Here is a 15,129-nt window from a genome sequence, read left to right on the forward strand (position 1 = left end):
CTAGGCAGCGGAAATATGTAATTCGCGGTCCTGGGCGAATTTCTCGAAGGCCTCGACTGTCACCGGCCGGCAGAAGAAATACCCCTGATAGGCATGGCAGCCGGCATCGGCCAGGAAGGAGCGCTGGGCGTCGGTTTCCACGCCTTCGGCGATGACACCCAGGCCCAGGCTCTGGGCCAGGTTGACGATGGTCTTGGCAATCGAGGCGTCGTTGGGGTCGATCAGGACATCGCGTACGAAAGACTGGTCGATTTTAAGCTGATTCAGCGGCAGCCGCTTGAGGTAGGACAGCGAGGAGTAGCCGGTACCGAAATCGTCCAGCGAAAACTCCACGCCATAAGCCTTGAGGGCGAACATCTTCTGGATGATGTCCTCGACGTTGTCCACCAGCAGGCTTTCGGTGAGCTCCAGTTTCAGGCGACGCGGGTTGGCGCCGGTGCGTTCGATGGTGTCGAGCACGGTCTGCACGAAATCGGGTTCGCGCAATTGCGGCGCACTGACGTTGACGGCGATGGAGAGTTCGGCCATGGCCGGACGCTTGGCCCAGGTGGCCAGCTGCTTGCAGGCGGTCTCCAGCACCCAATTGCCCAGGGAGAGGATCAGTCCGGTCTCCTCGGCCAGCGGGATGAAGTCGCCCGGCGGCACCATGCCGCGCTGTGGATGCTGCCAGCGCACCAGCACTTCCGCGCCGGTTACGCGCCCGCCCTCGACCACCTGCGGCTGGTAGTGCAGCAGCAGCTGGTCGCCGTCGATGGCCTTGCGCAGGCCGGCTTCCAGGGTGGCGCGTTCCAGTACGGCGGTCTGCATCGCCGGGTCGAAGAAGCGCAAGGCATTGCGGCCGGTTTCCTTGGCCTTGTACATGGCCAGGTCGGCCTGCTTCATCAGTTCGTCCACCGAGGCCGCGCGGCCCAGGAAGACGGTGGCGCCGATGCTGGCGGTGGCGCGGTATTCGACATCGTCGAGCTGGAAAGTCGAGCCCAGCGCCGCCAGGATCTTCTCGCCGATGGCGCGGGTCTGGGTGGCGGCTTCCTGTTGTTGTTCGTTGAGGCCTTCCAGCACCACCACGAATTCGTCGCCCCCGACGCGGGCCACGGTATCGTTTTCGCGCACGTTGGCCACCAGGCGCTGGGCCACCTGCTTGAGCAGGGTGTCGCCCTTTTCATGGCCGACGGTGTCGTTCAAGGTCTTGAAGTGGTCCAGGTCGATGAACAGCAGCGCGCCGCAGGTGCGGGTGCGCAGCGACAGGGCGATGGCCTGCTTGAGGCGGTCCAGCAACAGGGTGCGGTTGGGCAGGCGGGTCAAGCCGTCGAAGAAGGCCAATTCGCGGATGCGCTCCTCGGCCAGCTTGCGGTCGCTGATGTCGTGGTGGGTGCTGACGTAATGGGTGATCTGGTTGTCCCGGTTCTTGACCGCCGAGATGGTCAGCCATTCCGGATAGACCTCGCCATTCTTGCGGCGGTCCCAGATTTCGCCCTGCCATTTGCCGAAGCGCCGGATGCTCTCGCGCATTTCCTGGAAGAAGGCCGGGCCGTGGCGGTCCGAACGCAGCAGGTTGGGATGCTTGCCGACGATTTCCTCGGCGGTGTAGCCGGTGATTTCGGTGAAGGCCTTGTTTACGCGCAGGATCTTGCTGTTGGCATCGGTGATGAGCATGCCTTCGCGCGAGTCGAAGGCCACTGCCGAGATGCGCAGCTCGGCTTCGATCTGCTTGCGATCGGTGATGTCGCGGCTGCTGGTGCGAAAGCCCGTGAAATTGCCCTGGGCATCGGTGATCGGAGCCGACGACAGGGCCAGCCAGAACACCGTGCCATCCTTGCGCACACAGCGGAATTCGACGTCTTCGCGCTTCTGGCCATCCATGCAGCGCGCCAGTTCGGCACGGATGCGACGTTCGTCGTCGGGGTGCACGATGCTGCCGATGAAGTCCGGCATGGTCAGACATTCCTCGACGGTGTAGCCGGTGTAGTCGCGTACCGCATGGTTGATCCAGCGCGGACGGCCGTCCAGGCCCCACCAGACTTCCCAGTTGACGGTGCAGTCGGCGATGGCGCGGAACTGTTCTTCGCTGGCGCGCAGCTCGGCGGTCATCTTCTGCGCCAGCCGTACCGCTCGCACCCGGCTCGACATCATCAGCCAGGCCAGCAGCGACAGCGTGATGCTCAGGCCGACACCGGTGGCCGCGATGAGGTGTTCGGCATTGCGGCCGAACTGGGCGGTGAAGGCCTCGGTGGTGCGCATGCTGAGGGTCCAGTTATGGTTGCCCACCACCAGGTATTCGTCGGCATGCAGACGCGCCGGCTGCGGTTCGCGGGCCGCCGGCGAGCGATAGAGCAGGGTCTCGGACTGCTGGTTCACGCCGTCATGCAGCGAGAAAGCGATGGTGCGGGTACTTTCGCCATACAGGCTGGCGATCACATCGCTCATGCGGAACACCGCATGCACCCAGCCGATCAGGCTGGCACGCCGTTGCTCGATGGTGGCCTGCGGCTTGCCACGCTCGTACAGCGGCAGGTACATCATGAAGGCCGGGGCCGCCGGACCATCCTGGGCCAGATCGATCTTGCCGGAGATGGTTGCCAGGCCAGAGTCGCGCGCCTTTTCCATGGCGGCGCGACGCACCGGATCGGACCACTGGTCATTGCCGAAGGGCTGGCGGTTGCGGCCCACGTAGGGCTCGCGCAGCACGGTCGGGGCGTAGGCGTCGCGTGCACCGGGCGGCCGGATCTTGTAGTCGGTCAGCCCCTGGCGGGCCATGCGCGCCAGATGGGCGTCCACGCCGGCGGCCGGAATCCATTCTTCGATGGAGATCACCTGGATGCCGGAGAAGTTGGCATCCAGGTTCAGCGCCTCCACGTAGTCGTGGAACTGGTTGCGGTCGATGCTGCCGGTGGCCGCCATCAGTCCCTGCACCCCGTGCAGCATCTGTTCGTAGGAGGCCATACGCTGCTCGATGCGGCTGACCGTCTCGCGCAGCACCGAGGAAAACTGGGTATGCAGTTCCTTGCTGGCGGCTTCGCGTTCGTGGTCCCAGGCGGTCCAGGTGACGCCCAGTCCCGTCACCAGGATCAGCAGGGGGAGCGGGATCAGGCGCAGCCAGTTCACGGCTTGCTCTGGAATTGGACCATGGCCGCTGCCAGTTCCGGGTTGAAGTATTTCTTGAAGATGCGCAGCACGGTGCCGTCGGCCAGCATGCCATCGACCAGGGCGCGCCATTTTTCCTGTTCGGAAGGGGAAAGCGCCTTCTTCGACATGATCAGTCCATGCAGTACCGAGGGATCGTCGAAACCGATGATGCTGGTGGCGTCGCGGATGCGTTTCTCTTCCACCACCGGGTAGTCGAAGGGCTCCATGATCATGCCCTGGATACGGTTCTGCAGCAGGGCCTCATACAGCGGTTCCAGGCCTCCTGCCAGCGAGACACGGTTGGCCGCGGTCAACTGGTCGACCATGCGGTTGGCATTGGCGCTGTAGCGAAAACCACGGATCACCCCCAGCTGGAAACGCTCGCTGCGCGCCACATCGGCCAGCTGCGTGATGCCGGCATCCTTGCGCACCAGCAGGTAATACTTATTGCTGAAGTACCAGGCGAAGGCGGCATACTGGTCACGCTCGCCATTGGTGATGCCGGACAGGCTGAAATCGAGGGCGCCCGATTCGATCAGTTGCCAGATGCGCGCGCGCGACATCAGGCTGACATTGACCTTGCAACCGCTGCGGCGGATCAGTTCGTCGGCGAAATCCTTGTCGATGCCAGTATCGGTGGCGGCCGAGTAGAGCAGGCCGTGATCATGCAGGGCCAAGGTATAGGTGCGCGAACAATCCGGTCCGGCTGGGCTGGCGGCGAGGCTGGCGGTACCGGGGGCGAGGAGGACCGTCATGCACGCCGCTGCGCCTGCCCAGGCCGCTACTGCGCGTTTGCCAAAGATGTGACTGAAAATACCGCCCCCTGTTCGTACTCCGCCATGCGGACGCAGCAGCCGGGTCGTGGCGGATCGCCGCCTGTACCTGCTACTGGTCCTTCCCTGAACCGTCGCGCTGTGGCGACGCTACCCATCTGTTTTTATGTGTCCACGCCAAGACGGGCCGTGGCGTGATCACCGGCGCCTGCAGACAAAACGCCGTGGCGCTGCAGTACGGGTGGCTCACCAGATGTCGGGGGATGTTACCCGAGCACATTCCAATGCGCAACACAATGCGACAGGCTTTGCAATTGGCTCTTGGGAGGGGGTGCAAACCGGAGCAAAAAGGGCCGCCCGCAGGGGGCGCCTGCAGGCCGTCCGCCGCAGCCCTGCCGCGAAGAGAGGCAGGGCGGGAGAGCGGAACTCAGATGAACATGCCGCCCGAGACTTCCACCCGTTGGGCATTGATCCAGCCATTGTCCGGGCGCAGCAGCGAGGCGATGGCCGCGCCGATGTCGTCCGGCAGGCCGACGCGTCCCAGCGCGGTCTGGCCGGCCACGAAGGCGTTGAGCTCGGCGTTGTCACGTACCCGGCCACCGCCGAAGTCGGTTTCGATGGCACCCGGCGCAACGGTGTTGACGGCGATGCCACGCGCACCGAATTCCTTGGCCATGTAGCGCGTCATCACTTCCACGCCGCCCTTCATGGCGGCATAGGCGGCATAGCCAGGCAGGGAGAAGCGTGCCAGGCCACTGGAGATGTTGATGATGCGGCCACCCTGGGCCAGCAGCGGCAGCAGTGCCTGGGTCAGGAAGAACACGCCCTTGAGATGCACCTTGAAGAGTTCGTCGAAGACCGCCTCGGTGGTCTCTTCGATGCTGGCATGCATGCCCATGCCGCCGTTGTTGACCAGGTAGCTGAAGTGCGGGACCTGCCAGTGCTGCTGGAGTGCGCTCTTCACCGATGCGGCAAAGGCCGGGAAGCTGGTGCTGTCGGCCAGGTCCAGCTGCAGTGCCACGGCCTTGCCGCCGAGCGCTTCGATCTCGGCCACCGTGGCCTGGGCGGCGTCACGGTTGCCGACGTAGGTGAGGATGATGCCCACGCCATCGCGGGCCAGGTGCAGGGCGGCATTCTTGCCCAGGCCACGGCTGCCGCCGGTGATGATGGCGATGCGGGTGGAGGTATCGGAAGTGGTGATGTTGCTCATGTCGGGCTCCTTGGTGGGAAAAGTCGGGTGATTTGCTGTACCACGGAGCCCAGTATATTGAGAAGTTTTTTACTAATAAATTTCTGAATTACTATTAGACTTTTCAATATCTGATAATAATCCGGGCGCGACATGAACCAGATGGACACCCTCAAGATCTTCCAGCGCGTGGCCGAGCTGGCCAGCTTCAGCGGTGCGGCGCGCCAGCTGGGCCTGCCCAATGCCAGCGTGTCGCTGGCCATCCAGCAACTGGAGCAGATGCTGGGCACGCGGCTGCTCCAGCGCACCACGCGGCGCGTGCAGCTCACGCCCGACGGCGAATCCTTCTACCGGCGCAGCAAGGAATTGCTGGATGAATTCGAATCGCTGCGGGGGATGTTCCGTGCCGGCGGCCAGCCGCTGACCGGCAAGCTGCGGGTGGACATGTCCAGCGCCATGGCACGCGAGGTGGTGTTGCCGGCGCTACCGTCCTTCCTGGCACAGCATCCGCAACTGGAGATCGAGCTCTCGGCCAGCGACCGCCGGGTCGACCTGGTGGCCGAGGGTTTCGATTGCGTGCTGCGCACCGGTACCCTGGACGATTCCTCGCTGGTGGCGCGCTGCATCGGTCATCTGGTGCAGATCAATTGCGCCAGCGCCGCCTATCTCAAGCGCCACGGCGTACCGCGCACGCTGGAAGACCTGGCGCAGCACCAGCTGGTGCATTACCGCCAGGTGCTGGGCGGGCGTTCACCCGGCTGGGAATGGTTCGACGGCCGTCAGACGCATACCCTGCCCATGGCCGGCAGCGTCACCGTCAACAGCACCGAGACCTACTACGCGGCCTGTCAGGCCGGGCTGGGCCTGATCCAGTTGCCGCTGGTGGGTGCGGCCAAGCGCAAGATGCTCGATGGCGGCAAGCTGGTCGAGGTCTTGCCGCAATACCGGCCGGCGCCGATGCCGGTGAACCTGATGTATGCCAGCCGCCGCCACGTGCCGGCGCGGCTGGCGGAGTTCATGGACTGGCTGCATGCGCTGATCTTCCCGCTCACGCAGGAGGGTGGCCTGATCCGCTGAGCCGCTGAGCCGAGCTGCTGCGCGCTGCGGGCTTGCCTGCGCTATCAGGCCAGCATGGTCTGGCCGACCGGATCGATGGTGACCGTGCCACGTCCGATCTCGATGACCCGGCCACCGACCTGGATCGCGCCATCGGCGGCAACGTCCAGGTACAGCCGCGAAGGACGATCCACTGCCGCGCCCTGATCGATGGCGAAGTGCGCCGGCAGCACATGGCCGGTGGCGCGCAGCCAGCCGCCCAGGTTGGCGCAGGCCGAACCGGTTCCCGGATCTTCGGCCACGCCACCCCCTTGCTTGGTAAAGAAGTAGCGCGCCAGCACCTGGCCAGGCTGTGTCGCGTCGAAGGCAAAGACATAGGCGGTCTTGCGTCCCAGGCTGCTGACCGGCCAGCGCTGCAGCTGCGCGCTGTCGGGCTGGGCGCGGCGCACGGCCTCGGGCGAAACCAGCGGGATCAGGAACTGGTCGGCCCCGGTATCGACCCAGACCGGATCGCCGGCCAGGTCGCTTTCGTCCAGCGCCACCAGGGCGGCCACCTCGGCCCGCGACAGGGGGGAGGGCGCCGTCTTCGGCCCGCCGGGGCAGGGCGCGGTAAAGGTCCAGACATCGCCTTGCGCGCGCACCGGCACCACGCCGGCCTTGAATTCCAGTGTCAGGGCGTCGCCCTTGCCGAGCAGCGCGCGCACCACCTGGGCCGTTCCCAGTGTGGGATGGCCGGCGAAGGGCATTTCATAGCCGGTGGTGAAGATGCGCACGCGGGCATCGGCCACCGTCGAGGGCAGGATGAAAGTGGTTTCGGAAAGGTTGAACTGCAGTGCCAGCGCCAGCATGGTGGCGTCATCCAGGCCACGTGCATCTTCGAACACGCACAGGGGATTGCCGCCGAAGGTCGATTCGGCGAAGACGTTAAGCAGTCGGTAGGCGTAGGTGGCGGGCATGGAGGTCTCGCGGCAGGGTGGTCAGGCTGCCGATTGTAGCGACGGCCCCTGCCACGAGACAGGTACAGTTCACTCGTCGACGGCGATACAGTTACGGCCCAACTGTTTGGCGCGGTACAGGCGCCGGTCGGCCAGTTCCAGGAACTCGATGCGCTGGTCCATGGGCGAAGGCACGATGGTGGCCACGCCCTGGCTGATGGTGACCATCTCGGCCACCTGCGAGCTGGCATGCGGGATGGCGGCATCGAGGATCAGGTTGCGGCAGCGCTGCGCCACCTGCAGGGCGGCCTTTTCGTCGCATTCGGGCAGGATCAGCACGAATTCCTCGCCACCATAGCGGGCGAAGAAATCGCGGCTGCGGGTGGCCGTTTGGCTGAGGATGCGCGCCACCTGCTTGAGGCATTCGTCGCCGCGGATGTGGCCATACTGGTCGTTGTACTGCTTGAAGTAATCGATGTCGAGCATGATCAGCGACAGCGGCGCGCGCGTGCTCACCGCATTGGCCCATTCCACCTCCAGTGCCGAATCGAACATGCGGCGATTGGCGACGTCGGTCAGGCCGTCGCGATAGGACAGGGCCTCCAGTTCCTTCTGCAGCTCGATCAGGCGCGCCTCGGTCTTCTTGCGCTCGGTGATGTCGAACATGAAGCCGATCAGCGCATTGGGGCTGCCATCGTCATTGCGCACCACGTGCACCACATCGCGGATCCACACATGCTCGCCATCGCGGGTCAGCGCCCGGTAGTCGGCTTCGTGGTCGGCGCCGGCCTTGGATTGCGAGATGCAGAAGTTGACCACCGCCTCGCGGTCTTCGGCGTGGATGCGCATGGCCCAGTCGTCGGCGGTCTTCCAGCTCTCCGGGCTCCAGCCCAGCAACTGCTCGATCTGCGGGCCGATGTAGGCGAACTGCATGCTGCTCCAGTCGATCTTCCAGGGAATCGCCTTGGTCGATTCCAGCAAGGTCTTGTAGACCGTGCTATCCGGTTCCATTTGTTCTTGTGTGGTGTCGGTCATGGCGGGTCGTGGCTGTCCAATGCAATCTTGAGGTCGGGAAATTGTTCGAAGGCGCTGATCACTGCGCACTTGCCATGCAGCAAGCAGGAAACGTTCCAGTGCGCGCCCGTCGGCGTTTTCGCGCGCAAGCATAACGCGTCTTGCCGCATCTTTCCATTCGGCAGCAAAAAATGCCTGCACCCCGGTCTGGGTCTGGCTGGTCTGCTCAGGCATGAATGCAAGCCTGAAGGCAGGCAGCATGCGCCCTCATCCGCCCTCATCCCCCGGGGCTATCGTTTTTCCTTATACCCCTATCCTCATTCGGTATTTCCGCTTCCTGCGGGCCTGCGGATAGACTTCAGTCACAGCAGTTTTCGAGACGGAGATTGTTGTGTTGACCGCTACCACGGTCGAAGTGTCTGGCAGTGATGCACCGTACCCGGCGCAGTAATGGCAGACGCTATCTGAATCAAAATTTTGGAGACAAGCAATGCAGATCCGTTCGGCAGCTGAGCCTGCCGCAGCGACCGTGCCGACCGTAGAAGGCACTGGCGACTGCGCACAGGCTGCGACCCAAGTGAGCGCTCACTCGCCGGTCCCGCAAGGGAAAACCGGTAACCCCGCGACAGACGGCGTGCACACCGTTGTTGCCACCCCCACCGATGATGTCCCGCTGGCCCCGGTCAGCCTGGACGACAAATACACCGCCACCTCCGGTGCGATCTACCTGTCCGGCATCCAGGCCCTGGTGCGCCTGCCGCTGCTGCAGCAGATCCGCGACCGCGCCGCCGGGCTCAATACCGCCGGTTTCATTTCCGGTTATCGTGGCTCGCCCCTGGGCGGGCTGGACGAAGCCCTGTGGCATGCCCAGCCGCACCTGGCCGCACACCGCGTCAAGTTCCAGCCGGGCGTGAACGAGGACATGGCCGCCACCGCCGTCTGGGGCACGCAACAGGTCAAGCTGATCGGCCCGACCGACTATGACGGCGTCTACGCCATGTGGTACGGCAAGGGTCCCGGCGTGGACCGCTGCGGGGATGTGCTGAAGCACATGAACCACGCCGGTACCTCCGCCCATGGTGGCGTACTGCTGGTAGCCGGCGATGACCACGGCGCCTATTCCTCGACGCTGCCGCACCAGTCCGACCACATCTTTTCGGCATCGATGATCCCGATGCTCTATCCCTGCAATGTGCAGGAATACCTGGACCTGGGCCTGCATGGCTGGGCCATGTCGCGCTATTCCGGTTGCGTGGTGGGCTTCAAGGCCCTGGCCGATACGGTCGAATCGAGCGCCTCCGTGGATGCCGATCCCTTCCGCGTGCAGATCAGGCTGCCGGGTGACTTCGTCATGCCCGAGGGCGGCCTCAATGCCCGTCTGTCGACCGACACGCTGGGCGTGCAGGCGCGCAAGCAGGAAGCGCTGATGCAGGACTACAAGATCTACGCCGCCCTGGCCTACGCCCGCGCCAACCGTCTCAATCGCGTGATGATCGACAGCCCCCGTGCGCGGCTGGGCATCATTGCCTCCGGCAAGTCCTATCTGGACGTGCTGGAAGCGCTCTCTGAACTGGGTATCGACGAAGCCTTCGCCGCCGAGATCGGCCTGCGTCTGTTCAAGGTCTCCATGCCCTGGCCGCTGGAGCCGGATGGGGTGCGCGAGTTCGCGCAAGGGCTGGATGAAATCCTGGTGGTGGAAGAAAAGCGCCAGATGGTCGAGTACCAGTTGAAGGAACAGCTCTACAACTGGCGCGACGATGTGCGTCCACGGGTAATCGGCAAGTTCGACGAGAAGGGCGAGTGGGTCGCGCCTCGCGGTGAATGGCTGCTGACCTCAAAGGCTGATTTCTCGGTGGCGCAGATCGCCCGCGTGATCGCGGCGCGCATTGCGCGCTTCCATACCAGCGACCTGATCAAGGCGCGCCTGGCCTTCCTCGATGCCAAGGATGCGGTGCTGTCCAAGGCGGTCAACACGCCACCGCGCCCGGCCTACTACTGCTCGGGCTGTCCGCACAATACTTCCACCCGGGTACCGGAAGGCAGCTTCGCGCTGGCCGGCATCGGTTGCCACGTGATGGCCACGGCGATCTATCCCGAATTCAACAAGCTGACCACGCACATGGGCGGCGAGGGCGCGCCGTGGATCGGGCAGGCACCGTTCTCGAAGGTGCCGCACGTGTTCGCCAACCTGGGCGATGGCACCTACTTCCATTCCGGTTACCTGGCCATCCGCGCTGCGGTGGCGGCCCGGGTCAACATGACCTACAAGATCCTCTACAACGATGCCGTGGCCATGACCGGTGGCCAGCCGGTTGACGGTACGGTATCGGTGCCGATGATCGCGCAGCAGATGGCGGCCGAGGGCGTGCAGCGCATCGCGCTGGTGTCCGAGGACATCGGCCGCTATGCCGACCGTTCCAGTCTGCCGGCCGCCGTGACCGTACACGACCGCAAGGAGATGGATGCCGTGCAGCGCGAACTGCGCGAGATCGCCGGCGTGAGCGTGATCATCTATGACCAGACCTGCGCGGCAGAGAAACGTCGGCGCCGCAAGAAGGGCGAATACCCCGATCCCAATGAGCGGCTCTTCATCAATTCCGCCGTCTGCGAAGGCTGCGGTGATTGTGGCGTGCAATCCAATTGCACCTCCGTGCTGCCGCTGGAAACCGACCTGGGTCGCAAGCGTACCATCGACCAGTCGTCCTGCAACAAGGATTACTCCTGCGTGAAGGGCTTCTGCCCCAGCTTCGTCACGGTCACCGGTGGCAAGCTCAAGAAGTCGCGCACCGGCGTGACGAAGAAGGACGCGACGGATGACTTCGGCGAGTTGCCGCAGCCGGTCCTGCCCTCCTGCGAGACGCCGTTCAACATCCTCATCAATGGCATTGGCGGTACCGGCGTGATCACCATCGGCGCCCTGATGGGCATGGCCGCGCACCTGGAAGGCAAGGGCGCCTCGGTGCTGGACATGACGGGCATGTCGCAAAAGAACGGCTCGGTCACCTCGCACGTGCGCATTGCCGCGCGGCGCGATGCCATCCGCGCCCAGCGTATCGCCACCGGCGAAGCCGATCTGGTGCTGGGTTGCGACATGCTGACGGCCGGCGCCTTCGACGCCATCTCCAAGATGCGTCCGGGCCGCACGCGTGCGGTGGTCAACCTGCACCAGCAACCGCCGGGGCAGTTTGCCCGCAACCCGGACTGGCACTTCCCCTTCGAGGAGGTCAAGGCCCTGATCGTCGAGTCGGTCGGGCAGCAGGCCGATTTCATCGATGCCACGCGCCTGGCCACGGCGCTCATGGGCGACTCCATCGCCACCAACCTGTTCATGCTGGGCTATGCCTGGCAACGCGGCGAACTGCCGCTGAGCGAAGCCTCGCTGCTGCGCGCCATCGAACTCAATGGCGTGGCCGTGCAGGCCAACCAGACTGCCTTCCGCTGGGGCCGCCGGGCCGCGGTCGACCTGCTGAAGGTGGAGCGCATTGCCGTGCCGGCCCAGCCGGTGGTGCTGCAGATGCCGCAGTCGCTGGACCAGTTGATCAAGCGTCGCGTGGCCCTGCTCACCGACTACCAGGACGCCCGCTACGCCGGCCAGTATGCCGAGGTGGTGGAAGCCGTGCGTGCGGCCGAGGCGCCGCTGGGCAGCGAAAAACTGAGCATGGCGGTGGCCCGCAATCTGTCCCGTCTGATGGCCTACAAGGATGAGTACGAGGTGGCGCGGCTCTATACCGACGGCCAGTTCCAGAAGGAACTGGCGCAGCAGTTCGAGGGCGACTTTACGCTCAGTTTCAACCTGGCGCCGCCCATCCTGGCCCGCAAGGACGGGCAGGGGCATCTGCAGAAGGCCCGCTACGGCGGCTGGACGATGCAGGCCTTCAAGTTGCTGGCACGCATGAAGGGCCTGCGCGGCGGCATGCTGGATGTGTTCGGTCGCACCGAGGAACGTCGCATGGAACGCGCCCTGATCGCCGAGTATCGTGCGCTGGTGCTGGGCCTGTTGCCGCAACTGACGGCCGATAATCTGGCACTGGCCATCGAGCTGGCACAGCTGCCGGAGCAGGTGCGTGGCTTCGGTCATGTCAAGCTCAAGGCAGTGGAAGCCATGCGGGTGCGCCAGGCCAGCTTGCTGGCCGCCTTTGCCAACGGTGGCAAGGCCGCGCTCGAGGCGGCGGCCTGAGTTTCGGGGCGGAGCGGCACTGTCGCGCTGGTGACAACTACCCGGCGCGATTTCCATTAAGCTAACTGCCACTGGCGGCATGCCCTGCGCCCGCACGGCCAGGAAAAACAACGAACAGGAGACAGGCATGGATTTCGAACTCAATGAGGACCAGTTGGCCTTCCAGCAAAGCGCACGCGACTTTGCGGCCGGCGAGATGGCGCCCTTTGCGGCCAAGTGGGACGAGGAAGCCCATTTCCCGCTGGACGTGATCGCCAAGGCTGGCGAACTGGGTTTCTGCGGACTCTATACGCCCGAGGCCGATGGCGGCCTGGGCCTGACCCGGCTGGATGCCACCGTGGTCTTCGAGGAACTGGCGCGGGCCTGTACCTCCACCGCCGCCTATCTCACCATCCACAACATGGTCAGCTGGATGGTGGCCACCTGGGGCCAGCCTTCGCTGAAGGAGCAATGGTGCGAGCAACTGGCGGCCGGTCAGAAGATCGGCTCCTATTGCCTGACCGAGCCCGGTTCCGGGTCGGATGCGGCCTCGCTCAAGACCACCGCGCGCCGGGTCGACGACTTCTACCTCATCAATGGTTCCAAGGCCTTCATCTCGGGGGCTGGCAGTACCGACCTGCTGGTGGTGATGGCCCGCACCGGCGGCCCCGGCGCACGCGGGGTGTCGGCCATCGTGGTGCCGGGCGATACCCCCGGCATCAGCTACGGCAAGAAGGAAAGCAAGATGGGCTGGAACAGCCAGCCCACCCGCACCATCAGCTTCGACAACGTCAAGGTCCCGGTGGACCACCTGCTGGGCGAGGAGGGCGAGGGCTTCGTGTTCGCCATGAAGGGGCTGGACGGTGGCCGCATCAACATCGCCACCTGCTCGGTGGGCGCGGCCCAGGGGGCACTGGATGCGGCCCATGCCTACATGAAGGAACGCAAGCAGTTCGGCCGCCCCATCGCCGATTTCCAGGCCCTGCAATTCAAGCTGGCCGACATGCAGACCGAGCTGGTGGCGGCGCGCCAGATGGTGCGCCTGGCGGCCACCAAGCTGGACGCCGGTTCGCCCGAGGCCACCACCTATTGCGCCATGGCCAAGCGACTGGCGACCGACCTCGGTTTCCGCATCTGCAACGAGGCGCTGCAATTGCATGGCGGCTATGGCTATATCCGCGAATACCCGCTGGAGCGCTACTTCCGCGACGTGCGGGTACACCAGATCCTGGAAGGCACCAATGAAATCATGCGGGTCATCATTTCGCGCAAGCTGCTGGAACGCGACAACCTGGACGATATCCGCTGACCCGACACAAGGACGAGCATGCGCACCTACACCAACCTGAAACTGGACATCACCGGCCACACCGCGGTACTGACGCTGTCCAATCCGCCCGCCAACACCTGGACCCGCGAGGCCCTGGCCGACCTTACACAACTGGTCCGGGACCTCAATGCCGACCGCAACGTCTACACCCTGGTGGTCACCGGCGAGGGCGAGAAATTCTTTTCCGCCGGCGCCGACCTGAAGCTCTTCGCCGATGGTGACAAGGCCATGGCGCGCGAGATGGCGCGTCGCTTCGGCGAAGCCTTCGAGACCTTGTCCGCCTTCCGTGGCGTCTCGATTGCCGCCATCAACGGCTACGCCATGGGTGGCGGCCTGGAATGCGCTCTGGCCTGCGATATCCGCATTGCCGAGGAACAGGCGCAGATGGCCTTGCCGGAAGCCGCAGTGGGCCTCTTGCCCTGCGCCGGCGGCACGCAGAACCTGCCCTGGCTGGTCGGTGAGGGCTGGGCCAAGCGCATGATCCTGTGCGGCGAGCGCGTCAATGCGGAGACTGCACTGCGTATTGGCCTGGTGGAAGAAGTGGTGCCCAAGGGCCAGGCCCGCGAGCGCGCACTGGCGCTGGCCCTGCAGGCAGAAAAGCAGAGCCCGTCCTCGGTCGCGGCCAGCAAGCAACTGATCCAGGGGGCGCGCCACAATCCGCTGGGCAGCATCCTGCAGACCGAGCGCGAACTCTTCGTCGATCTGTTCGATACCCAGGACCAGCGCGAGGGCGTCCAGGCCTTCCTCGAAAAGCGCAGCCCGCAATGGAAGAACGCCTGAGGTTTTCTGCACCATGACCTGCTTTTGACGCCGCAAACGCGCTCCCCGCGCGGGCGCGGCGTCGCCATTCCGGACTAGACTGAAGGCCCAGAGACTTGTGCGCCAGACCTTCGACCATGACCGGATTGCTGTACCGAGGCCTCCTCGCTTCCTTCGCCTGCTTTCTTTTCCTGGCTGCCTTTGCTACGCCCGCAAGGGCTGACGACCTCGGCCAGCGCCTGGCCGCTGCCGACCAGGTGCTCATCATGCGACACGCCCGTGCCCCCGGCATCGGCGACCCGGCGGGATTCTCGCTGGAGGACTGCAGTACGCAACGCAACCTCAACGAAGAAGGACGGGCGCAGGCACGCAGGGTCGGAGCTTGGCTGCGCGAACAGGGCGTGCGCAGCGCGGTGGTGGCAGCTAGCCCTTGGTGCCGTACCCGGGAGACGGCCAGCCTGCTGGGCTTCGGGACACCGCTGGTAGAAGATAGCCTGGCCTCGTTCTTCAATGATCAGGCTGGCCGCGCCGACAGTGCCAATGACCGTCTGCAGGCCTACCTGCGCAGCGCTCTGCCGGCCAAGCAGGGGCGGGCGCTGATCCTGGTCACGCATGACGTGAACATCGCCCGCTGGACCGGTGCCAGCGTGGCTTCCGGCGAGATGGTGCTGGTCAGGGTGGATGCCACCGGCAAGCCGGTGGCGCAGCAGGTCTATCAGCGCCCGGACTGAAGCGGTGCCGGGCAGGGCCAGGGTGCCGCATGCCGTGCGGCATTTTGTGTTAACGTGGGCGGC

General features: G+C 64.9%; 10 protein-coding genes. 5 read left to right on the forward strand and 5 right to left on the reverse strand.

All coding sequences use genetic code 11. The annotated features are described in order from the left end of the window. From VE092_RS04410 to VE092_RS04420, 3 genes are all read right to left on the reverse strand, one after another. Nucleotides 1-3,102 (reverse strand): bifunctional diguanylate cyclase/phosphodiesterase, encoded by a 3,102-nt coding sequence (locus tag VE092_RS04410; protein WP_324874185.1) that lies wholly within the window; start codon nt 3,100-3,102, stop codon nt 1-3. After that, complete coding sequence (locus tag VE092_RS04415) at nt 3,099-3,878, reverse strand: substrate-binding periplasmic protein (RefSeq protein WP_324874187.1); 780 nt, start codon at nt 3,876-3,878, stop codon at nt 3,099-3,101. The genes VE092_RS04410 and VE092_RS04415 overlap by 4 nt, the downstream gene beginning before the upstream one ends. A 445-nt stretch (nt 3,879-4,323) precedes the next feature. Beyond that, a complete protein-coding gene (locus tag VE092_RS04420) occupies nt 4,324-5,106 on the reverse strand; it encodes an SDR family NAD(P)-dependent oxidoreductase (RefSeq protein WP_324874189.1) in 783 nt (260 codons plus the stop codon). A gap of 132 nt (nt 5,107-5,238) precedes the next feature. Here VE092_RS04420 and VE092_RS04425 point away from each other — a divergent pair, with 132 nt between their 5' ends. Continuing rightward, a complete protein-coding gene (locus tag VE092_RS04425) occupies nt 5,239-6,162 on the forward strand; it encodes a LysR family transcriptional regulator (protein WP_324874191.1) in 924 nt (307 codons plus the stop codon). Between the two features lie 44 nt (nt 6,163-6,206). Here the strand turns inward: VE092_RS04425 and VE092_RS04430 are convergent, their stop codons facing one another. Further along, nucleotides 6,207-7,097, reverse strand: coding sequence for a PhzF family phenazine biosynthesis protein (locus VE092_RS04430; RefSeq protein ID WP_324874193.1), 891 nt, complete (start codon nt 7,095-7,097; stop codon nt 6,207-6,209). A gap of 69 nt (nt 7,098-7,166) precedes the next feature. Beyond that, a complete protein-coding gene (locus VE092_RS04435; RefSeq protein ID WP_324874195.1) occupies nt 7,167-8,111 on the reverse strand; it encodes a sensor domain-containing diguanylate cyclase in 945 nt (314 codons plus the stop codon). Nucleotides 8,112-8,724: 613 nt separating this feature from the next. On the opposite strand from VE092_RS04435, the gene VE092_RS04440 reads away from it, so the two are divergent. From VE092_RS04440 to VE092_RS04455, 4 genes are all read left to right on the forward strand, one after another. Then, nucleotides 8,725-12,267 carry an indolepyruvate ferredoxin oxidoreductase family protein gene (locus tag VE092_RS04440; protein WP_324874197.1) on the forward strand — a complete coding sequence of 1,181 codons (3,543 nt, stop codon included), beginning with the start codon at nt 8,725-8,727 and terminating at the stop codon, nt 12,265-12,267. A 127-nt stretch (nt 12,268-12,394) separates the two neighbouring features. Beyond that, complete coding sequence (locus VE092_RS04445) at nt 12,395-13,555, forward strand: acyl-CoA dehydrogenase family protein (RefSeq protein WP_324874199.1); 1,161 nt, start codon at nt 12,395-12,397, stop codon at nt 13,553-13,555. An 18-nt stretch (nt 13,556-13,573) separates the two neighbouring features. After that, nucleotides 13,574-14,356 carry an enoyl-CoA hydratase gene (locus VE092_RS04450; RefSeq protein ID WP_241811579.1) on the forward strand — a complete coding sequence of 261 codons (783 nt, stop codon included), beginning with the start codon at nt 13,574-13,576 and terminating at the stop codon, nt 14,354-14,356. Between the two features lie 116 nt (nt 14,357-14,472). Further along, nucleotides 14,473-15,066, forward strand: a complete 594-nt coding sequence (locus VE092_RS04455) for a histidine phosphatase family protein (RefSeq protein ID WP_324874202.1) — start codon at nt 14,473-14,475, stop codon at nt 15,064-15,066. Nucleotides 15,067-15,129 lie beyond the last annotated feature (63 nt).

Source organism: Herbaspirillum sp., assembly GCF_035644555.1.
Classification (GTDB): domain Bacteria; phylum Pseudomonadota; class Gammaproteobacteria; order Burkholderiales; family Burkholderiaceae_D; genus Herbaspirillum.

Bases quoted from the DNA above. Each gene is read 5' to 3' on its own strand.
- VE092_RS04430 (WP_324874193.1), bottom strand. From the start codon at position 7,097: ATGCCCGCCACCTACGCCTACCGACTGCTTAACGTCTTCGCCGAATCG.
- VE092_RS04415 (WP_324874187.1), bottom strand. From the start codon at position 3,878: ATGACGGTCCTCCTCGCCCCCGGTACCGCCAGCCTCGCCGCCAGCCCA.
- VE092_RS04445 (WP_324874199.1), top strand. From the start codon at position 12,395: ATGGATTTCGAACTCAATGAGGACCAGTTGGCCTTCCAGCAAAGCGCA.
- VE092_RS04450 (WP_241811579.1), top strand. From the start codon at position 13,574: ATGCGCACCTACACCAACCTGAAACTGGACATCACCGGCCACACCGCG.
- VE092_RS04455 (WP_324874202.1), top strand. From the start codon at position 14,473: ATGACCGGATTGCTGTACCGAGGCCTCCTCGCTTCCTTCGCCTGCTTT.
- VE092_RS04435 (WP_324874195.1), bottom strand. From the start codon at position 8,111: ATGACCGACACCACACAAGAACAAATGGAACCGGATAGCACGGTCTAC.
- VE092_RS04425 (WP_324874191.1), top strand. From the start codon at position 5,239: ATGAACCAGATGGACACCCTCAAGATCTTCCAGCGCGTGGCCGAGCTG.
- VE092_RS04420 (WP_324874189.1), bottom strand. From the start codon at position 5,106: ATGAGCAACATCACCACTTCCGATACCTCCACCCGCATCGCCATCATC.